This is a genomic window from Mesorhizobium sp. CNPSo 4688 (assembly GCF_057784295.1).
Map to the genome: position 1 here is coordinate 1 of NZ_JBWLUY010000010.1, position 23,977 is coordinate 23,977.

Below are 23,977 nucleotides of genomic sequence, written 5' to 3' on the forward strand. Positions count from 1 at the left end.
TCCGAGTGTCGCTTACGCGGCTCTCTTGAATTTCACAAGGGCTTATTCAGAAGCAAACTGCTTCGCCGCCTGCGGCGCACCGCCCTCGTTCGTGAGGCGTATATAGTCGCCACCCCGACAAACTGTCAACTGCCTTCGGAGATGTTTTTGAACTTTTTGCGACAGAAGTTTTGGAGCCTGCAGACTGCCCCAGGGGAACATAGGCGTCGCCAAAAAGGAGCCCTATTGCCGCCGCATTGCCGTTCGACACCAAGGCCAACAAGGAAGGCGTCGCGCGGCCCCGCGCGACGCCTTCCTATAAGAGATCAAGGCGGCGTCTGCACACCGTCGGTTCGGCCTCTCATAAGAGCGTAAAGACGCCTCTTTATAAGGGGCTGTAAAACAGAGCGTGTGAGTGGGGATTTCGCCGCTTCGTTGACTTCACCCGCCGTGACAGGCAAATGTCATGGCCCAACAAGAGCCGACAAGCCGTTCCGCCCGGGGAAGAAGCAGCCTTTCTGGATGCCAGATACGGAAGATGTCATAGCCGAACTCGGCAATGAGCCGCCGCTGATCGCGGATGGCCGCAGCGGACCGCCCGACCGGCGCGAGGTTTCGGCGCGCTGGCTGTCGGGCACCTTCCTTACTGGCGTGACCTCTAGCGTGCTGATGGGCGTGGCGCTGTTTGCCGCCCTTGACGGCCGCCAGCAACTGGCAACCCCGCCTGAAATCGCCGAACTGGCCCAGCTCGCAAACGGCGGCGATTCCGGCGAGGTCGCCAAGACCACCAGGCTGGTGGCACCGCGCCAGATCGCCAAGGCCAAGGACCGCCGGCGCATGGAAGTGTCGATGGTGACCAAGGTCGGCGACCGCGACGTTATCCACACCATGCCGTTCGTGCAGATCAAGATGGCGCTGGCCGCCGGCCACACCACCAACCGCGCCTACCCGCCCTTCGATCCGATGCAGGTGTTCGGCGACGATGGCGACTCAACGCCGACGCAGCCGGCGACGGCTTCCGCGGTTGGCGGCCAGATCTACGGCGCCAAGGTCGAAAGCGAGATGAGCCTGAAGACGGTCGATTTCCCGATCGAGACGGCCTCCTTCGATGAAAAGAGCGACCTATCCGCCGACGAGGTGGAAAAAGTGGTGCGCGAGGCCGGCACGGATCTCAGCGACGGCGCAATCCAGGTTGCCTCGCTGCATTATGTCGACCCGCAGCGATTCGGCGACGCCTTCGCCGAATCGATGGCCGGCTCCTACGACGTCAAGATCGTGCCGGAAAACGTTTCGGTGGCGCCGCGCGTCGCCATCGACGACCAGACCCCGGCTTTCGCCGAGGAAATCATCCCCTTTACTAGGGACCGCGACATTGCCGAGGCCTTTGCCGATTCGGGCTATACGGGCGATGACGCCACCGGCATGGCCGAAGCGATCGGCAAGTTGCTCAACGCACCGGCGCTGAAGGCCGGAACCGTGCTGCGCGTCGGGCTCGAAGTGCATGGTGACGCCGCCAAGGTGGTCCGCACCAGCGTCTATGACAAGACCACGCACATCGTCACCATCGCGCTCGACGATCACGGCCAGTATGTGCCGGCGCAGGAACCGGAGCCGAATCCCGAATTGCTGACCGCTTTCGATGATTCGTCGGCGCCAGTGGTGGTGCGCGGCAATCTGCCGAACGTCTATGACGGCATTTACCGCGCCGCCTATTCCTATGGCATGTCTAAGAAGCTGACCCAGCAACTGGTCAAGCTTTTGGCCTCCGGCGTCGACTTCCAGTCCAGGCTCAATCCGTCGGACCGCATCGACGTGCTGTTCTCGCAGCCGGATGGCGACGACCAGGCCTCCGACGAATCGGAACTTCTCTATGTCTCGTCGACCTTCGGCGGCCAGACGCGAAATTTCTACCGCTTCCAGATGCAGGACGGCTCGACCGACTATTTCGACGAGGATGGTTCGAGCGCTGAGCAGTTCCTGCTGCGCAATCCCCTGCCCGCCGGGAAATTCCGCTCCGGCTTCGGCGCCCGCCGGCATCCGATCCTCGGTTATGTCCGCATGCACACCGGCGTCGACTGGTCAGCCCCCATCGGAACCCCGATCATTGCCGCCGGCAACGGCGTCGTCGAAAAGGCCGGCTGGGCCGGCGGCTACGGCAAGCAGATCATCATCCGCCACGCCAATGGCTACGAGACCTCCTACAATCACCAGAGCGCCTTTGCCAAAGGCATCGAACCCGGCGTTCATGTCCGCCAGGGCCAGACCATCGGCTATCTCGGCCAGACCGGCCTCTCGACCGGCCCACATCTTCACTACGAGCTGATCGTCAACGGCACCAAGGTCGACCCGATGCGCGTGCGCCTGCCGGTCGGCAAGGTGCTGAAGGGCGACGACCTCGTCGCCTTCAAGCGCGAACGCGAACGCATCGACGACCTGCTCAAGCAGGAAGACAGCAATTCGCTGAAGGTCGCGAGCGCCAAGATCGAAGGCTGAGCCTTCCCAGCCGACGCCACAGAATCAGAATCACCTCGAAACAGAGCATTTCGATTCGGGTGCCGCCCTAATCAGGTCGGCTGATTCTCTTCGGCTCGTGACCAGGGCAGCTTTTGCCCCGAAACGGTCGCCCAGGCGATAATGGCAGCAAGCAGGCAAAGCAGCGCCGTCACCGTCGACACGGCCGCAAACGCCGCATCGCTGGCGGCGAGCCGTGTTGCATCAAGTTCGGGTGCCAGGCCGGCCAATGCCGGTTCGCCGAAGCCCGGAATGCCCGGCCTGACGCTGGTGTCGAGCATCGTCGAATAGACCCAGGCCGCCAGCGACCCCATCGCCGCCACCGCGATTAACCCGCCAATGCGCGAAACCGCATTGTTGATGCCTGAGGCCGCACCCGTATCCTTGTCCTCGACCGCCGTCATGATCGCAGTCGACAGCGGTGAAACCACCAGCGCCATGCCGAGCCCCATCACCGCCATCAGCGGAAAGGTGCCGGTCCAGAAATTGTGCATGCCGGCATGGGTGAGCATTGCAAGCCCGGCAAAGGCGATGGCCACGACCAGGCAGCCGCTGGCGATCGGAAAGCGCGGACCGATCCGATCGGACCATTGGCCAACGGGACCCGACAGCAGCGCGATCGACGCCGACAGCGGCAGGAAGATAAAGCCCACCTCTTTGGTGCTCAGTCCCCATCCGGCAATCAACAGCATAGGCAGGTAGAACAAATTGGCCGAGAGCGCGAAATAGAGGAAGAAGGTCGCGACGTTGGCGCCGGCGAAGGCGCCGATCCGAAACAGCTTGAGATCGATCATCGGCTCGCCCTGTCGAAGCTCGAAGATGATGAAGACGACGAGCAGCAGCGCGCCCGCGGCGATGCTCGGCCCAGACATCAGTCCTCCGCCTTCGGCACTCATCGCGGTCAGTCCGTAGGCAAGCGCCCCGAAGGCAAGAGTGGCCAGAGCGGCGCCGCCGAGATCGAGGCTTCGCTTCTCCGTCGGCGCGTCGGCGGGAATCTTGGCCAACAGGAGATAGATCGAGATCAGCCCAAGCGGCAAATTGACGGCAAAGATCGCTCGCCAGATGCCGCCGCCAAAGGCCGCCAGGACAAAGCCGCCCAGCACCGGACCGAGCGCCGTCGTCAGCGCCGAAGCAGCGGCCCAGATGCCGATCGCCCGGCCGCGCTCGTTCTTCGGATAGGACTTGGCGATGATGGCGAGGCTGCCCGGAACCATGATCGCCGCGCCGATGCCCTGAACCGCGCGAAAAGCAATGAGCACCAGTGCATTCGGCGCCACCGCGCAGGCAAGCGATGCGACGATGAACAGTGCAATGCCGGCGACGAAGGCGCGTCTGAGGCCAAATCGGTCGCCGGCCGCACCCCCGGCCAGGATCAGCGCTGACAGTGTCAGCGCATAGGCATTGGAAATCCACTGCGCCTCGGCCAGGCTGGCGCCGAGGTCGACGCGCATGGCCGGCATGGCGATGGCCAGGATCGAGCCGTCGATGAAGCCGAGCGCGGACGCCAGGATCGCCGCGACCAGCACGAATTTGCGCTGCACCGGCGGACAAAACGAACCATTGGCAAGTGAGCCGGTCAGGGGGATTGCTGCAGCTTCGCTCGGAGACTTCATGAGAGCCTGCTTAGACTTCCGATGCCCTGGCAACAACCAGCCAGAGCTTCGCAGTCCTTGAAACCAGATCGACCTGACCGCATGGGCAGGAACCACGCCTCGATGAATGCAATCGGCACATGGCGTGTTAAGTTTCTTGTAACGCGCAAAGCAGGGGGAAGCCGCATGAAACGACCGCTCGAACCATCAGTAGAGGCGCGCGGGCGCGTTGTCGGCATCACCGATGGCGTCTTTGCCATTGCGCTTACCCTGATCGTGCTTGAGATTCGCGTGCCGACGCACGAAATGGTCCACTCCGAGGGCGAGCTCCTTTCGGCAATCGCCGGACTCGCGCCACGCTTCCTGACCTATGCGCTGAGCTTCCTGACACTGACCATCTTCTGGTTCGGCCAGCAGGCGCAGCACGGGCTGATCGCCAGGTCCGATCGGCGGCTGGCAACGCTGAACTTGTGTTTCCTCGCCTTCATCGCCTTGCTGCCGTTCTCGACCGACCTGCTGGCCGATTTCCTCGAGTTCCGAACCGCGGTGATCGTCTATTGGCTGAACCTGTTGATGCTGGGCGTGACGCTGTTCGCCAGCTGGTGGTATGCCGACAGGAACGGCATGATCGCCGAGGATGTGGACGCTGAAGCGCGGCGCAAGGTCTACAATCGTATCGTCAAGGCACAGGCGCTGTGGGCGGCCGGCGCGGCGCTGTGCTTGATCACGCCGCTGCTCAGCATCGGTTTCATCCTGGTGGTGCAGCTGATCTATGCACTCGCGTTGCGCAGCTCACTGCTGCGTAAACTCATCGGTTGAGGTCCCGCCGACATCCGCGATTGTTGGTCCGCCGACGAATTCGACGGTGACCCCCGGCGACACGAGTTTGGCCAGTTCGCGCGCATCCCAATTGGTCAGGCGCACGCAGCCATGGCTTTCGGTCTTGCCGATCTTGGAGGGATCAGGCGTGCCGTGAATGCCGTAAGTCGGCTTGTCCAGCGCAATCCACACCGAGCCGACCGGACCGTTGGGACCGGGCGGAATGGTCAGGATCTTGTCGTTCTGGCCCTGCTTGAAATTGATGCTGGGGTTGTAGGTGTAGTTCGGATCGAGCGCGACGCGCGACACCGTATGGGTGCCGGTTGGCGACGGCGTGTCGGCTGAACCGATGGTGGCGGGATAGGCCGCAACCAGCTTGCCAGCTGCATCATAGGCGAACACCTGCTTCTTGTCCTTGTCGGCGACGATGCGGGCAACCGGCGTTGCGACCAGCCTGCCGAAATTGGCGACCTTGATGATGGTGCCGGGACGATTGAAGTCGGCCTCGGGATTGAGCCCCTTCAGGTAGCTCTCGTCCATGTGGAAGCGTTCGGCCAAGGCTTCGGTGACGGAGGTGTAGGCCATACGGTCGAGCTGCGCCTTCTGGCTGTAATCTTCCGGTATCGAGGCGACATAGGGGCCGGCCGCGTCCTCCGGCGTGATCGTGTAGTTGGCGAAAGCATCGCCGCCGGTTTGCGCCAGCGCGGCCTGGATGCCGACCGCGTCGGTCGAGCGCAGATTGCTGCCGGTAATCTGGTTGTAGGCGGCAAGCGCCTTGTCGACATTGGAGCCGAAGCGCCCGTCGATGACGCCGGGCGAAGCGCCGGCACGGTCGAGCAGCACCTGCAGAGCAGCCACATCCTGGCGCGCACCGAGCGAAAGCGAAGGGTCGACGACGGTCTTGCCGCCCTCTGTCCTGGGCGGCAGAGCGGCCTGGTCGCCGGGTGCCGCCGGTTCGGCGGGGTCGATCGAGGCTTCGTTCAGCGGTTGGCGCTTGATGGGGCGCGGCTCGGCAGACTTCGGTGCTTCCGGATAAATGTCGCCATCATTGGCGTCATCCTGTGGCGCCGCCGGATAGGCGTCCACCGAATCGCCGCTGTCAGGATCGTACTCGTCGGCCGGCGGGACGATGACCCTGCCTTGCTCTTCCAATTGCCTGCGGCGGAAACGCGCCATGTCCTCGGGATCGTCGAGATAATAGCGGTCGTCATCCTCGACCGGTGCGCGTCCGAGTTCGCGCGCCCGCATCTGGCGGCGCAGCGCACGGCGGTCGAGCCTGGTCTGCGGCGGCTGGATAGCGATGACCTTGCCGGTGTCGGCATCGACGATGACGCGGTTGCCCCTGGCGTCGTAATAGATGTCGAGATTGCCGTCCTGGGCAAGCACGATTCCGCCGCTATCGGCAGCGCGAACAACCGGCAATGCACTATCCACCGTCGGCGATGCCATGGCGCTGGACGCAAGCAGCCCGGCGGCGAGCACCGAAAAGGCAAAGATCGTGCGGAACATGGTGGTCAAACTCTCCGGTCGTAATTGCCGCAGCCCCGGCAGTATCCCTTCAGAACGCTCTCGCCACCGTTTGGATGCGCAAGCAACGCCCTGACCGTCAAAAAGCCTGCAGGCAAACCCCTTCGCCAGCAAACCAGAACATAAGCTTTCCAACATGAACCGGGCATGAAGATGGCGGATTTCAGGGTCGCTACAGGCCCAATTCCTTGCGCGTCTGTTTCGTCAGCTTGAGGACAACGAGGCGATGGCTTTCGCCGAGATAGTCCTTCAGCGCATCATCATCCATGCTCTGGCTTGTCTGACGCTGGATCCATTTCATGCCGCGCGAGGCCAGATAGGGCGCCGGCCGGCAGCCGGGCTGGTCCTTCAGAATGTCATAGGCCATTTCAGAACATTTGAAGGTGACGAAAAGCTGCTCGCCATCATTCCAGCCGCCGATGGCAAAGACCTTGCCGCCGACTTTCCAGACATGGGCGCCGCCCCATTGCACGACATGAGTCGTTTGCGGCAGCGAGGCGCAGAGGCTGTTGTAGTCGTCCAGCGTCATGTGCGCCCCCCGCGAATTCACAAGAAAACGCCGCGCGTCCATTCGGGACGCGCGGCGTATTGATCAGGCTGCGGCTTCAGTCGCCACCACGCTGGGCTTCGACCGGAAATTCAACCGGTCGGAGCCAGCGGTGACCTTGACGGTCGAGCCGTCGAGGATCTCGCCGAGCAGGATCTTTTCCGCCAGCGGATCCTGCAGGTCCTTCTGCATCACCCGCTTCAGCGGCCGCGCGCCATAGGCCGGGTCGTAGCCCTTGGTCGCCAGCCAGTCGATCGATTCCTGGTCGAGCGACAGCGTGATCTTGCGGTCGACAAGCAGGCTTTCCAGCCGCTTGAGCTGGATCTCGACGATGCGGCCCATATCCTGCCGGCGCAGCCGGTGGAACAGGATCACCTCGTCGACGCGGTTGAGGAACTCTGGCCGGAACGAGGCTCTCACCACGCTCATCACCTCGTCACGCACGGCATCGACATCCTGGTCTTCGCCGAGATTGACCAGATATTCGGCGCCGAGGTTCGACGTCATGATGATCAGCGTGTTGCGGAAGTCGACCGTACGGCCTTGGCCGTCGGTCAGCCGCCCGTCGTCGAGCACTTGCAGCAGCACGTTGAAGACATCGGGATGCGCCTTCTCGATCTCGTCGAACAGCACGACCTGATAGGGCCGGCGCCGCACCGCTTCGGTCAGCGCGCCGCCTTCTTCATAACCGACATAGCCAGGAGGTGCGCCGATCAGCCGGGCGACCGAGTGCTTCTCCATGAACTCCGACATATCGATACGCACCATCGCGCTCTCATCGTCGAACAGGAAGCTCGCCAGCGCCTTGGTCAGCTCCGTCTTGCCGACGCCGGTCGGCCCGAGGAACATGAACGAGCCGATCGGCCGGTTCGGATCCTGAAGCCCGGCACGGGCGCGCCGCACAGCTTTCGACACCGCCTGCACCGCCTCGCCCTGGCCGACGACACGCTTGCCGATCTCGTCTTCCATGCGCAGCAGCTTGTCGCGTTCGCCCTGCAGCATCTTGTCGACCGGAATACCGGTCCAGCGCGACACGATATGGGCAACGTGGTCAGGCGTGACCACCTCTTCGACCATGCCGGCCTTGCCGTCCTGGGCTTCGGCTTCCCGGAGCTTCTTTTCCAGCTCCGGGATCTTGCCATAGGCAAGCTCGCCGGCGCGCTGGAATTCACCCTTGCGCTGGGCAATGGCAAGCTCGTTGCGGGCTTCGTCGAGCTGCTTCTTAAGATCGGCGGCGAGCCCAAGCTTCTGTTTCTCGGCCTGCCATTTGGTCGTGATCTCGGTCGATTCCTCCTCGAGGCCGACAAGTTCTTTTTCCAGGCGGGCGAGCCGATCCTTCGAGGCGTCATCCGTCTCGACCTTCAGCGCCTCGCGCTCGATCTTGAGCTGCATGATGCGGCGGTCGATCTCGTCCAGCGCCTCGGGCTTGGAATCGACCTGCATCCTCAGCCGCGACGCGGCTTCGTCGACGAGGTCGATCGCCTTGTCCGGCAGGAAACGGTCGGCGATGTAGCGATTGGACAAGGTTGCCGCCGCCACCAGTGCCGAATCCGAGATGCGCACCTTGTGGTGCTGCTCGTATTTCTCCTTCAGGCCGCGCAGGATCGAAACCGTGTCTTCCACGGTCGGTTCGTCGATGAAAACCGGCTGGAAACGGCGAGCAAGGGCGGCGTCCTTCTCGACATGCTTGCGGTACTCGTCGAGCGTGGTCGCGCCGACGCAGTGCAGTTCGCCGCGCGCCAGCGCCGGCTTCAACAGGTTCGAAGCGTCCATCGCGCCATCGGCTTTGCCGGCGCCGACCAGCGTGTGCATCTCGTCGATGAACAGGATGATGCCGCCGGCGGCAGCGGTGACTTCGTTGAGCACGGCCTTCAGCCGCTCCTCGAACTCACCGCGGTATTTGGCACCGGCAATCAGCGCGCCCATGTCGAGCGCCATCAGCTGCTTGTCCTTCAGCGATTCCGGCACGTCGCCATTGACGATGCGCAGCGCCAGGCCTTCGGCGATCGCCGTCTTGCCGACGCCGGGTTCGCCGATCAGCACCGGGTTGTTCTTGGTGCGCCGCGACAGCACCTGGATGGTGCGGCGGATCTCGTCGTCACGGCCAATGACCGGGTCCAGCCTGCCGGCGCGGGCGTCGGCGGTCAGGTCGCGCGCGTACTTCTTCAGCGCGTCGTAGCTCTGCTCGGCGCTCGCCGAATCGGCGGTGCGGCCCTTGCGGACGTCGTTGATGACCTGGTTCAGCGCCTGCGCGGTGACACTGGCCTTGGCCAGGATGTCGGCCGTCTTGGCCGACTTCTCCATGGCCAGCGCCTGCAGCAACCGCTCGACGGTGACAAAAGAGTCGCCGGCCTTCTTGGCCAGTTCTTCCGCCGTCGAAAACACCTTGGCCAGCGGCTGCGCCAGATAGAGCTGGCCGTTGCCGCCTTCCACCTTGGGCATGGCCTCAAGTGCGGTTTCGACGCCGAGCTTGACGTCGCGGACGTTGCCGCCGGCGCGCTCGATCAGCGAGGCGGCCAAACCCTCATCGTCATCGACGAGGACTTTGAGCATATGTTCGGGGGTGAATTGCTGGTGATTGCGCGAGAGCGCCATGGTCTGGGCGGATTGGATGAATCCGCGGACGCGCTCGGAGTATTTCTCGAGGTTCATATCTGTCTCCTTCCATCACCGGCCCGCTTTGCGGCACCGGATCCGATTGCGGTGACGGACCCGCTCATCGGAGCCGGGTCCAGTTCACGCCAGATATGGGGCGCAAGCCATTGCCGCTCAAGACTTGCCGCACAGGATATTGCATACCTAAGCAAACGAAAACGGCGGAGATTTCTCTCCGCCGTTTCAGGGATTACCGTCTTGCTCGGTCAGTTGTTGGCGTCGACGACGAACGGGTCGACGGCAGGAGTTTCAGCCGGCGCCGCATCCACCACCTCGGTAGCTGCAGCGGTCTCGCTGGCGCCATCCACCTGCTCACCACCAGACTGATCGTCACTGACCTGATCGGCACTGGTGCGCGGGCGGCGCGGGCGCCGCGGGCGGCGGGCAGCGCCGTTCTCGGCGGCGGCCTCATTGAGTTCGGCACGAGCGGCAAGAGCCGCCGGCGACAGGTTTTCGTACAGCGGCGCCGGCTCGGAGAAACCGGTCTCGGCTTCGGGTTCAACCGCGGAAACGGCCTCCGTCTGCACCGGGGTTTCGGTAAAGCGCTGCTGGTCGCCGCGCGGGCCGTTCTGCTCGCCGCGCGGGCCGTTCTGCTCGCCGCGCTGGGCAAAGTCGCCACGCTGCTCGTTCTGGCCATAACCGCCATTGGGGCGGCGGTCACGGTTGCGGCCGTTGTTGTCGCGCCCGTTATTGTTGCGGCCATTATTGTCACGACCGTTGTTGTTCTCGCGGCCGTTTTCCTGGCCATATGCCAGTTCGGCCGGCGTGCCTTCGATCGTCGGCTGCGGACCGTTGCCGTGGTTGGCCTGCGGAGCTTGCGTCTCGCCGCCATTGTTGTTGCCGGCATTGTCGAAATCGTCGCGATCTTCATCATCGTCGAAATCGTCGCGGTTTTGCTGGGCATTCTGGATCGGCAACTGCGCCTGAGCGGCAGCGATGATGCGATTGTAGTGCTCGGCGTGTTGGAGATAGTTTTCCGCCATAACCCGGTCGCCGGAGCTTTGCGCGTCACGGGCCAGAGTGGCGTATTTTTCGGCGATCTGCTGAGCCGATCCGCGGATCTTCACGTCCGGGCCGTTGCTCTCGTAGTTGCGCGTCAGGGGATTTGGGCCCTTGCGGTTGTTGTTGTTATTGTTGTTGCCACCGCCGCCGCCATTGTTGTTGCGACCGCGCATGCGCCTGTTCTGCTGTTGTGGCCTCATTAGACTCTCTTCATTTTGAAATTTTCGAAAAACGTTTCACGTACGGAGGCGCTCATGCAGCCAGCCGTTTCGTTTCTTCACCGGCGTTCGCCCGCATCAATTGCGTTGGCGCCACGTGTCATCCTGTTCCGGTTACATCACTTGCCGGACGATTCCCGCACGAAGCTTGGGCGTCGTTTGCGCAAGAAGGCAGCTATTTCCAAGGAAAACCGAATCGCTAAGAGCACTGCCTGCTTCGTCTCATCCGGTTAAGGCGGACCCTAGCCGCATTCCCCGGCATTGCCAAGCGCTTTTTTGCACTGCGTCAAGGCTTTCCCTGTTCAAACATAAGAACCCTGTCGTTTCCGCCAAGATCGACAAATACCTCGGCCAGCCTGTAGCCGGCTGCCGCGAATATGTCTTTGACCTCATTGCGCTGCGTGTGGCCGATCTCGACCGCAATCTTGCCTTGTGCTTCCAAAAACCCTGCCGCTTCGGCGGCGATGATCCTGTAGGGGCCAAGACCGTCCACACCGCCGTCAAGGGCTCTGCGCGGATCGAAATCGCGGACCTCGTCCTGCAGATTTCCAATGTCTTCAGATGGTATATAGGGAGGGTTTGCGGCAATTACATGGTACCGACCGCAAACTTTTGCGAACCAGTCGGAGTGCAGCGCCTCAAACCGGCCGGCCAGCCCGAGTTGCCTGGCATTGCGGGTCGCGGTCGTGAGCGCATCTTGTGAAATATCCACGCCGGTGGCTGTCGCGGCCGGAACGGCGCTGAGCAGGGCCAAGGCAATGGCGCCGGTGCCGGTGCCAAGATCGAGGACGCGGCATTCCCCCAGCCTTTCGGCCGTTTCGCTGGCAAAGGGCAGGATCGCCTCGACCAGCGTTTCGGTATCCGGCCGCGGCTCCAGCGTTTCCAGCGACAGCGCAAGACGCAGGCCGTAGAATTCGCGATAGCCCAGAATGCGGTGCACCGGCTCGCCGGCAAGCCGCCGCCGCAAGGCAGCATCGATTGCGGCGAGCGCATCGGCATCGAGCGCCCATTGCGGCTCGGCGATGGCCTCTGTACGGGTCGTGCCGGAAAAATGTTCGACGATCAGCCTGGCGTCCAGTGCCGGATCGGCGACGCCGGCCGCGGCAAGCCGCTCCCGCGCTGCTCGCAGCAGCGGCCCGAGCGTGCCGGGCAGGATGTCAGCCATCGAGGCCGATATCGGCGAGCAGCTTCGACTGGTGGTCGGCGATCAGCGCGTTGATGACCTCGTCCAGCTCGCCCATCATCACCCGGTCGAGCTTGTAGAGCGTCAGGTTGATGCGGTGGTCGGTAAGGCGCCCTTGCGGGAAATTGTAGGTACGGATGCGCTCCGACCGGTCGCCGGACCCGACTTGTGATTTGCGCGCCTCGGAGCGCTCCTCGTCGGCTTTGCTGCGTTCCATGTCATAGAGCCGCGCGCGCAGGATCTGCATGGCTTTGGCCCGGTTCTGGTGCTGCGACTTTTCCGCCTGCACCACCATAATGCCGGTTGGCAAATGGGTGATGCGCACCGCAGAATCGGTGGTGTTGACGTGCTGGCCACCGGAACCCGAGGCGCGCATCGTGTCGATGCGGATGTCTTCGGCGCGAATGTCGATATCGACCTCTTCGGCTTCCGGCAGTACGGCCACCGTCGCCGCCGAGGTATGGATGCGCCCGCTGGCCTCGGTCGCCGGCACGCGCTGCACACGGTGCACGCCGGATTCGAATTTCAGATGGGCAAAGACCCCCTTGCCGGAAATGGTGGCGATGATTTCCTTGAAGCCGCCGGCGTCGCCGTCGCTGGCCGACACCGTCTCGAAGCGCCAGCCGCGCTCGGCGGCATAGCGCTCATACATGCGAAACAGGTCGCCGGCGAAAAGCGCTGCCTCATCGCCGCCGGTGCCGGCGCGGATTTCGAGGATGGCGTTCTTGTCGTCGGCGGCATCCCTGGGCAGCAGCAGAATCTGGATGTCCTTCTGCAGTTCCTCGATACGCTCCTCGACCCCGGGCAGATCGGCCTCGGCCAGCGCCCGCATCTCGGCATCGGTGCTTTTATCGGCGAGCATCGCTTCGAGGTCCGCCTGTTCATGCTCGGCTGAACGCAATTCCCTGACCTTGGCCACCATGTCCTGAAGCTCGGCATATTCCGAGGCCATCTTCACATAGGCGTCGGCCGCCGGCCCGGCCGACATCTGCGCCTCGAGCATCTCGAAACGCTTGACGACCTGATCCATACGCTCGCGAGGAAGATTGACCATGGCTGATGCTATAGCGGGATGGAGCGGTCGTCGGCAAAGGCCTGCAGCAGTGCCCGCATCGGCAGGCCATGCGCCGGCGCCATCAGATTGTCGTCGAAAAAGGCCTGCAATTCCTCAAGCGGTAGTTCGGTCAGCATCGCCTTGACCGGGCCGATCGAGGCCGGCGACATCGAGATCGAGCGGTAGCCAAGGCCGATCAGCGCCATGGCCGAGATGGGTTTTCCCGCCAGTTCACCGCACAGCGTCACCGGCGTGTGGTTGCGTTCGCCGGCATCGGCAATCTGCTTCAGCACCCTGAGGAACGGCGCCGACAGCGTGTCGAAGCGGTTGGAGAGCTGCGTGTTGCCGCGATCGACCGCCATGACGAACTGGAACAGATCGTTGGAGCCGACCGAGACGAAATCGACTGCCTTCATCAGTTCGTCGAGCTGGAACAGCAGCGACGGCACTTCCAGCATGGCGCCGAGCTTGAGGCTGGTCGGCAGATGATGGGCAAAGCGCGAGAGATGCCTGACCTCGCGGTCGATGATCTCACGCGCCTGAGCGATTTCGCCGAGTTCCGTCACCATCGGCAGCATCAGCTTCAGTTCGCGCCCGCCGCAGGCTTTCAGCAGAGCGCGGATCTGGGTCCTGAGCAGGCCCGGCCGGTCGAGCGTCAGGCGGATCGCCCGCCAGCCCAGCGCCGGGTTTTCTTCCTGGATGGCGCCCTTGAAGTAGGGCAGCACCTTGTCGCCGCCAATGTCGATGGTGCGGAAGGTGACCGGCTTCCCCCGCGCGGCGTCGAGCACATCGCGATAGAGCTTCTCCTGCGCCTCGGCGCGGGGGAAGGTCGAGGCGACCATGAACTGCAATTCGGTGCGGAACAGGCCGATGCCGGCCGCACCCGCTTCGGCCAGCTGCGGCAGGTCGACGGCGAGACCTGCATTCATCAACAGATCGACCTGGACGCCATCCTTGGTCACAGACGGCTTCTTGCGCAGTTCGCGGTAGACCTCCTGCCGGCGCGCCCGGAAGCGGACTTTTTCGGCATAGGCGGCTTCGAGGTCCGGCTGCGGCCGCAAATGGATCGTGCCTTCCTCGCCGTCGACGATGATGGCATCGCCGTTTTCCGCCATGGAAACGGCGCCCTTCATCTGGCCGGCGACCGGAATGCCCATGGCGCGCGCGACGATGACGACATGGCTGGTCGCGGCGCCGTCCTCCAGCACCACGCCGCGCAATTTGTCCCTGGGATAGTCGAGCAATTCGGCCGCACCCATCGAACGCGCAACCAGGATGGCGTCCTTCGGCAGCGACGCCGCGACATCGTCCGGCCCGCGCCCCATCAGCTGGCGCAGCAGCCGGTTGGCGAGATCGTCGAAATCGCTCATCCGCTCGCGCAGATAGGGATCGGTCATGTGCAGCATGCGGGCGCGCATGTCGCTCTGTACCTTCTCGACAGCTGCTTCCGCCGTCAGGCCGTTGCGGATCGCCTCTTCCAGCCGGCGCACCCAACCGCTGTCATTGGCGAACATGCGGTAGGCCTCGAGCACCTCACGGTGCTCGCCCTCGAAGGCGACCTCGCGCCGCTCCAGCATGTCGTCGATGGACAGCCTGAGCGAGCCGAGCGAGGACTGCAACCGGCGGATCTCCTCCTCGCTGTCCTCGTTGAACAGATTGGTGACGACGATGCGCGGCTCGTGCAGCACGACATGGCCGAGCCCAACGCCTTCGTTGAAGGACAGGCCGGTGAAGCTGACGGGACGGCGCAGGTCGAGTTCGAGGCCGGGCCGCGTCAGCCGGGCAAGATCGCCGGTGGCGATCATCTCGGCGATGACCATGGCGGTGGTTTCCAGCGCCTCGACCTCGTCGTCGCGGTAGTGGCGCATGGTCTTGTTCTGCACGACGAGCACGCCCAGCGTGCGCCCTGCCCTGAGCACCGGCACGCCGAGGAAGGAATTGTAGATCTCCTCGCCCGTTTCCGGCAGGTAGGCGAAGGCCGGGTGTTCCTGCGCATTGGAGAGGTTGAGCGGCCGCGCGCTGGCGGCAATCGTGCCGACCAGGCCTTGCCCCAGCCGCAGCTGCGCCAGATGGACGGCGTTCGGGTTCAGACCCTCGGTGGCGTAGAGTTCGAGCACCGAATCGGCGCGCAGCACGTAGAGCGAGCAGACCTCGGCGACCATGTTGGAGGCGATGTCGCGCACGATCCGGTCAAGCCGCTCCTGCGGCTCCAGCGGCTCCTGCATGAGCTCGCGGAGCCGTTTCAGCAGAACGCGCGGGCCACTGGCCGTATCACGCATCGCGGCTTCTTCTCCAATGGGCATTTTGCCCGCCGCAGTTTCCACTGCGACCGGCGCACACGCAACAACTCAAATCGTTCTCGCTACTGCTTATCCAGACCGTAGACGGAATGCAAAGTGCGAACCGCCAGTTCGGTGTAGGGACCGTCGATCAGTATCGAAATCTTGATCTCGGAGGTGGTGATGGCCCGGATATTGATGGCCTTGTCGGCCAGCGCCTTGAAGGCGGTGGCCGCCACACCCGCATGGCTGCGCATGCCGATGCCGATGACCGAGACCTTCGACATGCCGGCCTCGGACTGCACGACGTCATAGCCGATCGGAGCCTTGAGGCGCTCAAGCACGGCCAGAGCCTTGTCGACGTCGCCGGATGGCACGGTAAAGGTCATGTCGGTGAACTTGCCGTCCTCGGAGATATTCTGGACGATCATGTCGACATTGATGTTGGCCTCGGCCAGCGGGCCGAAAATGCCGGCGGCAACGCCCGGGCGGTCGCCGACGCGGCGCAGCGAAATCTGAGCTTCGTCCTTGGCGTAGGCAATTCCGGTGACGACCTGCTGTTCCACGATCTCTTCCTCGTCGCAAATAAGCGTTCCCGGAGGATTGAGCAAATCCCCCATTCCGGGCGCATCGGGATCGTCGAAGGACGACCGCACGAAAGTACGCACCCTGTGCACCATGGCAAGCTCGACCGACCGCACCTGCAGCACCTTGGCGCCGAGCGAGGCCATTTCGAGCATTTCTTCGAACGAAATCTTGTTAAGCCGCCGCGCCTTGGGTTCGATACGCGGATCGGTGGTGTAGACGCCGTCGACATCGGTGTAGATGTCGCAGCGGTCGGCCTTGACCGCGGCGGCGATGGCCACCGCACTCGTATCGGAGCCGCCACGGCCGAGCGTGGCGATGCGGTTGTCCGGACCGATGCCCTGGAAGCCGGCGACGACTGCCACCTGGCCCTCGCCGAAGCGCTTGATCAGAAACGCACCATCGATGTCCAGGATGCGCGCCGCGCCATGCGCGTTGTCGGTCTTGATCGGGATCTGCCAGCCCTGCCAGGAGCGGGCGTGCACGCCCATATTCTGTAGCGTGATCGCCAGAAGGCCGGCGGTGACCTGTTCGCCCGAGGCCACGACGGCGTCATATTCGCGCGCGTCATGCATCGGCGAGGCTTCGCGGGTCCAGCCGACGAGCTCGTTGGTCTTGCCGGCCATCGCCGAGACCACCACGGCTACTTCATGACCGGCATCGACCTCGCGTTTGACGTGACGCGCCACGTTGCGGATGCGGGCGATGTCGGCGACGGAGGTTCCGCCGAATTTCATCACGATGCGCGCCATGGAAGCGAAATGCCTTTGACTGAAGCCGGCCCGGAGCCGAAAGGGGAAGAAACGTCCGGCAGAAGCCGGCCGCTGAATGCGCGGCCTCCTTAGCCAAATGATCACCGTTTCGCAAGGCTGGCCACGGATTGCCGGCTTCAGGACAGCGGCATATTGCGTTCCGCCCCGCCGCCGCTTACCAAATGCTGCCCGCGGGGAACTCCTTTTGGTCCAGCATATCAAATGATTGCTCGTCTTCGACGTGCCATGCGATGGCAATCGCTGCCGCTTTTCATCGGCTTCGCCGTGCTGGCGTTGATCGTCGGCACGCGCGCCGTCCTGGTCGAGGGCCAGAGGGCCAATCGCGAAGCGGCGCGCGAGGCAATCGAGTACCAGGAATCGCTGTCCGGCCTGCTTTCGCTGGCGCAGGACGCCGAAACCAGCCAGCGCGGCTACCTCCTGACCGGGGATAAATCCTACCTCCAGCCCTATCGGCAGGCGGTCGAGGCCATTCCGGGCCAGCTTGCCCGCATCGACAGCATGACCGCCCCGGACGACGAACTCGTCCAGCAGATCAATCGCATCAAGGACGCGCTTTCGCTGAAGCAGGCTGAACTGACGCAGACGATTGCGCTTTACGATCACGGCGACGCGGCGAAAGCGCTGGAACTGGTTCGCAGCGGCCAGGGCAAGGCCGCCATGGACCAGATCAGGGCCAGCATGGACACGATCCGGCGCATCAGCGGCGCGGCAATCGCTGCCCGCGACGAACATACCGACCGGGTCGAGAGCTGGCTGCGTATCGGCTCATTCGCAGCGCTGCTGGCGATTTTTCTGCTTGGCGCCTACACGATCCGCCTATCGCGCCGCCGGTTTCGCGAGGTCGCTGTCGCCCAGGAGGAGCTGATGCGTAAGAACATCGAGCTCGGCAACGAGATCCGGACGCGCGAAACGGCCGAATCGCAGATCCGCCAGATGCAGAAGATGGAAGCGGTCGGCCAGCTGACCGGTGGTATCGCCCACGATTTCAACAACATGCTGGCGGTGATCATCAGTGCCATGAACCTCGCCCAGCGCAAACTCGCGCGCGGCGAGCACGACATCGCGAAATTCATCGAGGCGGCGGCCGACGCGGCGACGCGGGCCGCCAATCTGACTGCCAGGCTGCTCGCCTTTTCGCGCCAGCAGCCACTGGCCCCGCAAGTGGTCGACACCAATCGTCTGGTTACAGGGATGTCGGACCTGTTGCGGCGGGCGTTGGGCGAAACCATCCGCATCGAAACCGTGCTGGCCGGCGGCCTGTGGAAGACCCGTGCCGATCCGAGCCAGCTCGAAAACGCTATCCTCAACCTGGCGGTCAACGCCCGCGACGCCATGGACGAGGACGGCAAGCTGACCATTGAGACCGCCAACAGCCATCTCGACGACAGCTACGCCGTCACCCATCCCGAGGTCAAAGCCGGCCAGTATGTGATGATCGCGGTCAGCGACACCGGCGCCGGCATGCCGGCGGACGTCATGGAGAAGGCCTTCGAGCCGTTCTTCACCACCAAGCCGGTCAACAAGGGCACCGGCCTGGGCCTTAGCCAGGTGTTCGGCTTCGTCAAACAGTCGGGCGGCCACGTCAAGATCTATTCCGAACCGGGCGAAGGCACGACGATCAAGATCTATCTGCCGCGTTTCTTCGGTGCGGAAGAGGCCGTCCTGCCCACTGGCCGAGGCGACAATCCCGCTGAAGTCACCGAGACAATCCTCGTTGTCGAGGACGACGCCCGCGTACGCGCTTCAACCACGGACGCCTTGCGCGAACTCGGCTATACCGTCATCCATGCCGGCAGCGGCCAGGAAGCATTGCAGAAACTGGCGGACAATCCGGGCGTGGCACTTATGTTCACCGACATCGTCATGCCGGTAATGAACGGCCGCAAGCTCGCGGAGGAAGCGCTGGCGCGCCTGCCGCAGCTGAAGGTGATCTTCACCACCGGCTTCACCAAGAACGCCGTGGTCCACAACGGCGTGCTCGACCACGACGTGCATTTCCTGGCCAAGCCCTTCACCATCGAGCAACTGGCTACGAAACTGCGCGACGTGCTGGACGCGAAATGACCGAGACCCTGGAAATCGTCAATTTTCGGCTCAAACCCGGGACCGAAGCGGGCTTTGCCGCCAGCAACAGCCTGGTCAGCGACTGGCTGGCGCGCCAACCGGGTTTCGTAAGCCGCTGCCTGGCCCGGCGGGATGATGGCGGTTGGGTCGACGTGGTGCGCTGGCGGAGCCGCGAGCAGGCTCTCGCCGCCGCCGGGCGGATCATGGCCGAGATCGGCGATTGCGAGGCGATGCGCGCCATCGATGCCGCCAGCGTCGACATGCGACATGCCGAGGTCGCCCTGTTTCGCCCGCTTCATGGCCGAACGTGTCGTTGAATTGCTTGAAATGATCGACGTCGAGCATGATCACCGCCATAGACTGCCCGGAACGTTGCAGGCGCCTTAAGGGAGCGGGCCGGCTGCGCTTCGCCACAGGCCGGGATAGTCAAGAACAAACCCGGCAGCCGACACCTCCAGCACAGCATTGTAACCGAACATCGGCGCGGCATAGGCATAGCGGCCTTCATCCAGCCGCTGGTAGCTCTGCTCAAGACGCGTCAGCCTGAGCTCGGGGAAGGTCAGATAAGCGGCCGGCGCGGGCCCTGCCTGGCCGACGCCGAGGTCGATACGGCGGATCGCCAGCAGGTTCGATGCCGGCGTGAAACCGAGATCGACATCAACAAGGCCGGCGACGTCTCCCTGGATTTCACCGTTCAGCGTCCACTGGCCGGTGGCATCTCGTTCAATGACATAGTCGCGCATACCGAGAAAGCCATCGACCCGCGCCGCCCTTGTCCGCCAGACGGCATCGCAGATCACCTCACAGGCAAGGCAGCATGGCTTGTCGTCCTGGACGAAAATGGCCTGCCCCCTAAGGCAGTAGCCGTTCTTGATCTGTAAAAGCAGGCAGGAATCGTGGCCCTCCACATCCAGCCGACGCCAGAGAATCGACGCTAGCGTTAATGTCATGGAATCCACTCCGTCGAATTCGAATTCAAAAACGATGCTCCTCTTTCGCCCGCCAGGCCAACCGTGTTTCATCGCAGCGTTCGGCAGCTGACATGCCCCTGACAGAGTGTGCCGCCGTGTCAGCTCGAAAAATTGTTGCCTTGACATTCGCGGCCTCACACCCGACTTCCTAACGCTCCCAAGCAATTCCAGGAAAAGTGGGAACCGGTTTTCCGTCCGAAATTGCGCCCGAATAAAGAGCTCTAGGAGACCCGCCCCATGCCAGAGCCCCGTCGATCGACGATCGATGCCGGAGAAGTCGAGCGCTTCTCAGCCCTTGCTGCCGAATGGTGGAACCCGAACGGCAAATTCCGCCCGCTGCACAAGTTCAATCCGGTCCGGCTGGCCTATATCAGGGACCAGGTGGCGGCGCGTTTTGGTCGTGACCCGCGGGCGGCGCGACCCTTCGAAGGCCTGCGCTTCCTCGACATAGGCTGCGGCGGCGGGCTGTTGTGCGAGCCGATGGCCAGGCTTGGCGCTGAAGTGGTCGGCGCCGACGCATCGGCAACCAACATCGAGGTGGCGAAGCTGCACGCGGCCGAAGGCGGGGTGACGGTGGATTACCGCGCAACGACGGCGGAAGACCTTGCCGATTCCGGCGAGAAATTCGACGTCATCCTCAACATGGAAGTGGTCGAGCATGTCGCCGACATCGACCTGTTCATCGGCAAATGCGGCGAGATGGTGAAGCCCGGCGGCATCATGTTCGTGGCCACCATCAACCGAACGCTGAAGGCTCTCGGTCTGGCCATCATCGGCGCCGAATACGTGCTGCGCTGGCTGCCGCGCGGCACCCACCAGTTCGGCAAGCTGGTGCGGCCCGAAGAGCTGGAAAAGGCGCTGGGCAACGCCGCCATGACCGTCATCGACCGCACCGGCGTCATCTACCACCCGCTCGCCGACCGCTGGCAGCGCTCCAAGGACATGGACGTCAACTACATGGTGCTGGCCGAGAAGGGGTCGGTCTGACCCCCTTACGCCTTCTGGCCCCTCACGCCTTCTGGTTCTGCGCCTTGGTGGTGATGATCACGCCGATGGTGATGATGACCGCACCGGCCCAGGTCAGCAGCTGATAGTGCTCACCGAGGAAGATCGTGCCGGCGAAGAGGCCGACGGCCGCCGCCACATAGCCGATCTGGCTGAGATAGACCGGGCCGCCCACCGCCTGCAGCCGGAAGAAGAAGGCAAACATCGCCGAAGCTGACGCAACCTGCGCCACGACGACCAGCGGCACAGTGCCGAGCGGGGCGAAGGCGCCGACGCCGAACAGGGCGAGAATCCCGACCAGCAGCAGCGTTGCCGAAGCCAGATGGCTGCCGACGGCAAGCTCGATCGGACCGGTGCCGTCGGGCCAGTCGACGGTGCGGTAGATGTTGCCGGCGGCAAGGCTGACCGGGATCATGAGTCCGACCAGCACCCAGAAGAAATCCGCCGGCTGGCCGGCCTCGCCGCGCGTCACCGCCACCATAACTGCGCCGATGAAGCCGACGGCGATGCCTGCGACGCCGAGCATGTTGGGCCGTCTGACGCCGAGCAGGATCGAAAACACCAGCGTGATGACCGGCGACAGCGTGAACATGATGCCGGTGTAGCCGGCGCCAAGATGCGGGATGGCCGAAAACATCAAAAGGTTTGGCGCGGCATAGGACACCGTAGCGGTGATGAAGAAATAACGCAGCCTGTGCGGAGTGAGCCGCATGCGCTGTCCGCTGGCGAGCAGCGCGCACAACAGAACGCCGCCCGCGCCGAACGAGATGACGAAGGCCCAGACCATGGCAGGAACACCGGCAGCTGTCGCCAGCTTGCCGAACGGCAGCGTCAGGCCGAGCAGGCCGCCGGTGACGACCAGCAAGCCGGGTGCCGATTCCCAGAGAAATTTCATCGGATGGTCCCGTCCAGTGACGTACGAAATTGGCACTTGCGGCACTCCGCCGGTCCTGTATCTTGAGGTAACATAGCGCAAAGATTCTTAACGTCAAGATATTTAACGGTGAGACAAATGGATCGCGCGGCAAAGGCGGTCGAGCAGTGGGCGCGGGAACGGCCGGACCTGGATGTTACGCCGATGCTGGTGCTCGGCCGATTGAACGAAGTCTCGTCGCTGGTCGCCCGCGAACGCCTCGCGCCGCTGTTTGCCCGCTTCGGTCTGCAAGCCGGCGAATTCGACGTGCTGGCGACGCTGCGCCGGTCCGGCCGGCCCTATGCGCTGACGCCGACCGCTCTCTACGAGGCGACGATGGTGACATCGGGGGCCATGACCAACCGACTCGACCGGCTGGAAAAGGCCGGCCTGATCCTGCGCGGCCCGCACCCCAACGACCGGCGCGGCATTGTGGTGCAATTGACCGAACAGGGGCTCGCCTTGATCGACGAGGCACTGACCGCCCACGTCGCCAACGAACACGAAATCCTCGCCGGCCTCAGCGGCGCCGAGCGGGAGACGCTGGCTCAGTTGCTCGAGAAATTGATAGCGAGTGCAGGCTGAACAGCCGAGCCAAGCGGCGATCGGCAGCAGCCTGGAAAGGAACAGTCAATTCGGCTGGTCGGAAGCCCGTTTGGCATCGCTCCGTCCAGACCGCCGTTCAGCCTTCCGGAGCCATTGCGGCCTGGTGATGGAACTTAGTTTCGTTCGTCGGGAAAGCTCGGTATCGGCATGAACTCCACGCCGTCCTCGGCGAGGCTCTTGGCTTCGTCCAGCGTCGCTTCGCCATAGATGCCGCGCGCATCGGTTTCACCGAAATGGATCTTGCGCGCTTCCTCGGCAAACTTGTCGCCGACATAGTCGGCATTCTCGCGCACCTTCTCGGCCATCGCCTTCAGCTGCGCCAACGCCTGCTTCTGGGCTTCGCCCATGGCCAGCGCGATTGTTTCCTGCTTGCGGGCGGTGGAGACGGCCGGCGCCATCAGCGCCTTTTGCACCTTGTGCGAACCGCAGGTCGGGCAATCGACGAAGCCACGCTTCTTCTGGGTGTCGAAATCGTCATTGCTGCGAAACCAGCCCTCGAACTCGTGCTCATGCTCGCAGATGAGGGCAAAGCGGATCACGAAGCTGCACCTCTGAGCCGGGGCGCCTCGGCCGTGCCGGCATTGACGACAAAATCGCGCGCGTTCTTGAGATTGGGGATTTTTTTGCGCGCAGCCAACGACTGCGCGGTATCGATCTCGGCGACGATCACGCCAGGCTCGGCATGCGCCGCCTCAGCAATGATGCGGCCCCACGGATCGACGATCAGCGAATGGCCGAACGTCTCACGGCCGTCCTCATGCAATCCGCCCTGGGCCGCGGCAACGACATAAGCGCCGTTCTCGATGGCGCGGGCCCGCAGCAGCACGTGCCAGTGGGCCTCGCCGGTCTGGCGGGTGAAGGCGGCGGGTACAGACAAAAGATCGGCGCCGGCCAGCGCCTCGGCGCGGAACAGCTGCGGAAAGCGCAGATCGTAGCAGACGGCAAAGCCGAGCCTCGCGCCGTCGATATCGGTGACGACGGCCTCGGTGCCCGGCTCATAGGCAGCGGATTCGCGCCAGCTCTCGCCATTGTCGAGGTCGACATCGAACATGTGGATCTTGTCGTAGGTGGCAAGCGTGGCGCCGTCCGGTCCAAACAGCAACGCGCGGTTGGCGAGCTTGCCGTCGGCGCGCAGGATGGCGGTCGAGCCGATATGCAGGAAGACGCCGAGTTCGCTGGCGAGCTCACGCGCCGTCGCCACGATGATGTCCTTGTCTTCCGAAGTGAAGGAGGCAGCCCGGGCTTCCTTGTCGCGGATCAGCGCGCCGGTCATTTCCGGAGTCTGGAGGTAGGTAGCACCCAGGCTTGCCGCCTCGCGCACCAGCCGTTCCAGATCAACCGCGTTGCGCTCAGGGCTTTCGCCCGAACGCATCTGGATCGCCGCCGTCTTGAAAACACCCATCGTCATGCCCTCTGTGTCGTCGAGTCGTTGGCAAGCAGCTTGTCCAGTTGCCCCCGCGCCTCCAGTTCGTGGAGTTCGTCGGAACCGCCGACATGGGTGTCGCCGATGAAAATCTGCGGAAAGGTGGTTCGCCCGTGCGCCCGCGAAATCATTTCCTGGCGCAGTTCCGGCGAGAAGGATGCGTCATGTTCGGTGTAGGCAACGCCCTTGCGGTCGAGCAGCCGCTTGGCCGCTGCGCAATAGCCGCACATCATACGGGTGTAGATCGTCACATCGAGCATCAGTCTGCAAT

At 63.6% G+C, this 23,977-nt stretch carries 20 protein-coding genes; 6 read left to right on the forward strand and 14 right to left on the reverse strand.

Going from position 1 to position 23,977, the window contains the following annotated elements:
* The first annotated feature begins 501 nt into the window (after positions 1 to 501).
* Positions 502 to 2,472 (forward strand): M23 family metallopeptidase, encoded by a 1,971-nt coding sequence (locus tag AC04SH_RS19690; protein WP_477236127.1) that lies wholly within the window; start codon positions 502 to 504, stop codon positions 2,470 to 2,472.
* A gap of 71 nt (positions 2,473 to 2,543) precedes the next feature.
* On the opposite strand, the gene AC04SH_RS19695 is transcribed toward AC04SH_RS19690, so the two are convergent.
* Entirely contained in the window at positions 2,544 to 4,103 is a 1,560-nt protein-coding gene (locus tag AC04SH_RS19695) for an MFS transporter (RefSeq protein WP_488576310.1), read from the reverse strand.
* 165 nt (positions 4,104 to 4,268) lie between these two features.
* Between AC04SH_RS19695 and AC04SH_RS19700 the strand changes: the two genes are divergently transcribed.
* The gene (locus tag AC04SH_RS19700; protein WP_477236123.1) at positions 4,269 to 4,901 is read left to right on the forward strand and encodes a TMEM175 family protein; all 633 of its coding nucleotides are present in this window, start codon (positions 4,269 to 4,271) and stop codon (positions 4,899 to 4,901) included.
* Here the strand turns inward: AC04SH_RS19700 and AC04SH_RS19705 are convergent.
* The 8 genes from AC04SH_RS19705 to AC04SH_RS19740 form a co-directional block, all read right to left on the reverse strand.
* Positions 4,875 to 6,410 (reverse strand): L,D-transpeptidase family protein, encoded by a 1,536-nt coding sequence (locus AC04SH_RS19705; RefSeq protein ID WP_488576311.1) that lies wholly within the window; start codon positions 6,408 to 6,410, stop codon positions 4,875 to 4,877. The two genes, AC04SH_RS19700 and AC04SH_RS19705, sit on opposite strands and share 27 nt — an antisense overlap.
* Positions 6,411 to 6,600: 190 nt before the next feature.
* Complete coding sequence (locus tag AC04SH_RS19710) at positions 6,601 to 6,957, reverse strand: MmcQ/YjbR family DNA-binding protein (RefSeq protein WP_488576312.1); 357 nt, start codon at positions 6,955 to 6,957, stop codon at positions 6,601 to 6,603.
* Between the two features lie 63 nt (positions 6,958 to 7,020).
* Complete coding sequence (gene clpB, locus AC04SH_RS19715; protein ID WP_477236117.1) at positions 7,021 to 9,627, reverse strand: ATP-dependent chaperone ClpB; 2,607 nt, start codon at positions 9,625 to 9,627, stop codon at positions 7,021 to 7,023.
* A gap of 209 nt (positions 9,628 to 9,836) precedes the next feature.
* Positions 9,837 to 10,832 carry a DUF4167 domain-containing protein gene (locus AC04SH_RS19720; RefSeq protein ID WP_488576313.1) on the reverse strand — a complete coding sequence of 332 codons (996 nt, stop codon included), beginning with the start codon at positions 10,830 to 10,832 and terminating at the stop codon, positions 9,837 to 9,839.
* Positions 10,833 to 11,136: 304 nt separating this feature from the next.
* Positions 11,137 to 12,015 carry a peptide chain release factor N(5)-glutamine methyltransferase gene (gene prmC / locus AC04SH_RS19725; RefSeq protein WP_477236113.1) on the reverse strand — a complete coding sequence of 293 codons (879 nt, stop codon included), beginning with the start codon at positions 12,013 to 12,015 and terminating at the stop codon, positions 11,137 to 11,139.
* On the reverse strand, positions 12,008 to 13,087 hold the full coding sequence (prfA, locus tag AC04SH_RS19730; RefSeq protein ID WP_477236111.1) for a peptide chain release factor 1: 1,080 nt from the start codon (positions 13,085 to 13,087) through the stop codon (positions 12,008 to 12,010). Before prfA ends, prmC begins: the two co-directional genes overlap by 8 nt.
* An 8-nt stretch (positions 13,088 to 13,095) precedes the next feature.
* The gene (gene ptsP, locus AC04SH_RS19735; RefSeq protein WP_477236109.1) at positions 13,096 to 15,366 is read right to left on the reverse strand and encodes a phosphoenolpyruvate--protein phosphotransferase; all 2,271 of its coding nucleotides are present in this window, start codon (positions 15,364 to 15,366) and stop codon (positions 13,096 to 13,098) included.
* An 83-nt stretch (positions 15,367 to 15,449) separates the two neighbouring features.
* A complete protein-coding gene (locus AC04SH_RS19740) occupies positions 15,450 to 16,703 on the reverse strand; it encodes an aspartate kinase (protein ID WP_203279181.1) in 1,254 nt (417 codons plus the stop codon).
* Between the two features lie 246 nt (positions 16,704 to 16,949).
* On the opposite strand from AC04SH_RS19740, the gene AC04SH_RS19745 reads away from it, so the two are divergent.
* The gene (locus tag AC04SH_RS19745) at positions 16,950 to 18,788 is read left to right on the forward strand and encodes a CHASE3 domain-containing protein (protein ID WP_488576314.1); all 1,839 of its coding nucleotides are present in this window, start codon (positions 16,950 to 16,952) and stop codon (positions 18,786 to 18,788) included.
* Entirely contained in the window at positions 18,785 to 19,105 is a 321-nt protein-coding gene (locus tag AC04SH_RS19750; protein ID WP_488576537.1) for an antibiotic biosynthesis monooxygenase family protein, read from the forward strand. Before AC04SH_RS19745 ends, AC04SH_RS19750 begins: the two co-directional genes overlap by 4 nt.
* Before the next feature lie 66 nt (positions 19,106 to 19,171).
* On the opposite strand, the gene AC04SH_RS19755 is transcribed toward AC04SH_RS19750, so the two are convergent.
* The gene (locus AC04SH_RS19755) at positions 19,172 to 19,738 is read right to left on the reverse strand and encodes a putative glycolipid-binding domain-containing protein (protein WP_488576315.1); all 567 of its coding nucleotides are present in this window, start codon (positions 19,736 to 19,738) and stop codon (positions 19,172 to 19,174) included.
* A 258-nt stretch (positions 19,739 to 19,996) separates the two neighbouring features.
* On the opposite strand from AC04SH_RS19755, the gene ubiG reads away from it, so the two are divergent.
* Positions 19,997 to 20,746 carry a bifunctional 2-polyprenyl-6-hydroxyphenol methylase/3-demethylubiquinol 3-O-methyltransferase UbiG gene (ubiG, locus tag AC04SH_RS19760; RefSeq protein ID WP_142866386.1) on the forward strand — a complete coding sequence of 250 codons (750 nt, stop codon included), beginning with the start codon at positions 19,997 to 19,999 and terminating at the stop codon, positions 20,744 to 20,746.
* 22 nt (positions 20,747 to 20,768) lie between these two features.
* Here the strand turns inward: ubiG and AC04SH_RS19765 are convergent, their stop codons facing one another.
* Positions 20,769 to 21,659 carry a DMT family transporter gene (locus AC04SH_RS19765; RefSeq protein WP_488576316.1) on the reverse strand — a complete coding sequence of 297 codons (891 nt, stop codon included), beginning with the start codon at positions 21,657 to 21,659 and terminating at the stop codon, positions 20,769 to 20,771.
* 117 nt (positions 21,660 to 21,776) lie between these two features.
* On the opposite strand from AC04SH_RS19765, the gene AC04SH_RS19770 reads away from it, so the two are divergent.
* Positions 21,777 to 22,262: a MarR family winged helix-turn-helix transcriptional regulator gene (locus tag AC04SH_RS19770; protein WP_477236101.1), complete on the forward strand. Its 486-nt coding sequence runs from the start codon at positions 21,777 to 21,779 to the stop codon at positions 22,260 to 22,262.
* Positions 22,263 to 22,396: 134 nt separating this feature from the next.
* On the opposite strand, the gene AC04SH_RS19775 is transcribed toward AC04SH_RS19770, so the two are convergent.
* From AC04SH_RS19775 to grxC, 3 genes are read right to left on the reverse strand one after another with little or no spacing between them, the layout of a single operon-like run.
* A complete protein-coding gene (locus AC04SH_RS19775) occupies positions 22,397 to 22,822 on the reverse strand; it encodes a DUF1178 family protein (RefSeq protein ID WP_181061955.1) in 426 nt (141 codons plus the stop codon).
* On the reverse strand, positions 22,819 to 23,685 hold the full coding sequence (locus AC04SH_RS19780) for a carbon-nitrogen hydrolase family protein (RefSeq protein WP_488576528.1): 867 nt from the start codon (positions 23,683 to 23,685) through the stop codon (positions 22,819 to 22,821). The genes AC04SH_RS19775 and AC04SH_RS19780 overlap by 4 nt, the downstream gene beginning before the upstream one ends.
* Positions 23,686 to 23,687: 2 nt before the next feature.
* Positions 23,688 to 23,966: a glutaredoxin 3 gene (grxC, locus tag AC04SH_RS19785; RefSeq protein WP_488576317.1), complete on the reverse strand. Its 279-nt coding sequence runs from the start codon at positions 23,964 to 23,966 to the stop codon at positions 23,688 to 23,690.
* Between the last annotated feature and the right edge of the window lie 11 nt (positions 23,967 to 23,977).

Bases quoted from the DNA above. Each gene is read 5' to 3' on its own strand.
- AC04SH_RS19745 (WP_488576314.1), top strand. From the start codon at position 16,950: ATGCGATGGCAATCGCTGCCGCTTTTCATCGGCTTCGCCGTGCTGGCG.
- clpB (WP_477236117.1), bottom strand. From the start codon at position 9,627: ATGAACCTCGAGAAATACTCCGAGCGCGTCCGCGGATTCATCCAATCC.
- AC04SH_RS19720 (WP_488576313.1), bottom strand. From the start codon at position 10,832: ATGAGGCCACAACAGCAGAACAGGCGCATGCGCGGTCGCAACAACAAT.
- prfA (WP_477236111.1), bottom strand. From the start codon at position 13,087: ATGGTCAATCTTCCTCGCGAGCGTATGGATCAGGTCGTCAAGCGTTTC.
- AC04SH_RS19770 (WP_477236101.1), top strand. From the start codon at position 21,777: ATGGATCGCGCGGCAAAGGCGGTCGAGCAGTGGGCGCGGGAACGGCCG.
- AC04SH_RS19695 (WP_488576310.1), bottom strand. From the start codon at position 4,103: ATGAAGTCTCCGAGCGAAGCTGCAGCAATCCCCCTGACCGGCTCACTT.
- prmC (WP_477236113.1), bottom strand. From the start codon at position 12,015: ATGGCTGACATCCTGCCCGGCACGCTCGGGCCGCTGCTGCGAGCAGCG.
- AC04SH_RS19740 (WP_203279181.1), bottom strand. From the start codon at position 16,703: ATGGCGCGCATCGTGATGAAATTCGGCGGAACCTCCGTCGCCGACATC.
- AC04SH_RS19700 (WP_477236123.1), top strand. From the start codon at position 4,269: ATGAAACGACCGCTCGAACCATCAGTAGAGGCGCGCGGGCGCGTTGTC.
- ptsP (WP_477236109.1), bottom strand. From the start codon at position 15,366: ATGCGTGATACGGCCAGTGGCCCGCGCGTTCTGCTGAAACGGCTCCGC.
- AC04SH_RS19750 (WP_488576537.1), top strand. From the start codon at position 18,785: ATGACCGAGACCCTGGAAATCGTCAATTTTCGGCTCAAACCCGGGACC.
- AC04SH_RS19755 (WP_488576315.1), bottom strand. From the start codon at position 19,738: ATGACATTAACGCTAGCGTCGATTCTCTGGCGTCGGCTGGATGTGGAG.
- AC04SH_RS19710 (WP_488576312.1), bottom strand. From the start codon at position 6,957: ATGACGCTGGACGACTACAACAGCCTCTGCGCCTCGCTGCCGCAAACG.
- AC04SH_RS19780 (WP_488576528.1), bottom strand. From the start codon at position 23,685: ATGGGTGTTTTCAAGACGGCGGCGATCCAGATGCGTTCGGGCGAAAGC.
- AC04SH_RS19690 (WP_477236127.1), top strand. From the start codon at position 502: ATGCCAGATACGGAAGATGTCATAGCCGAACTCGGCAATGAGCCGCCG.
- ubiG (WP_142866386.1), top strand. From the start codon at position 19,997: ATGCCAGAGCCCCGTCGATCGACGATCGATGCCGGAGAAGTCGAGCGC.
- grxC (WP_488576317.1), bottom strand. From the start codon at position 23,966: ATGCTCGATGTGACGATCTACACCCGTATGATGTGCGGCTATTGCGCA.
- AC04SH_RS19765 (WP_488576316.1), bottom strand. From the start codon at position 21,659: ATGAAATTTCTCTGGGAATCGGCACCCGGCTTGCTGGTCGTCACCGGC.
- AC04SH_RS19705 (WP_488576311.1), bottom strand. From the start codon at position 6,410: ATGTTCCGCACGATCTTTGCCTTTTCGGTGCTCGCCGCCGGGCTGCTT.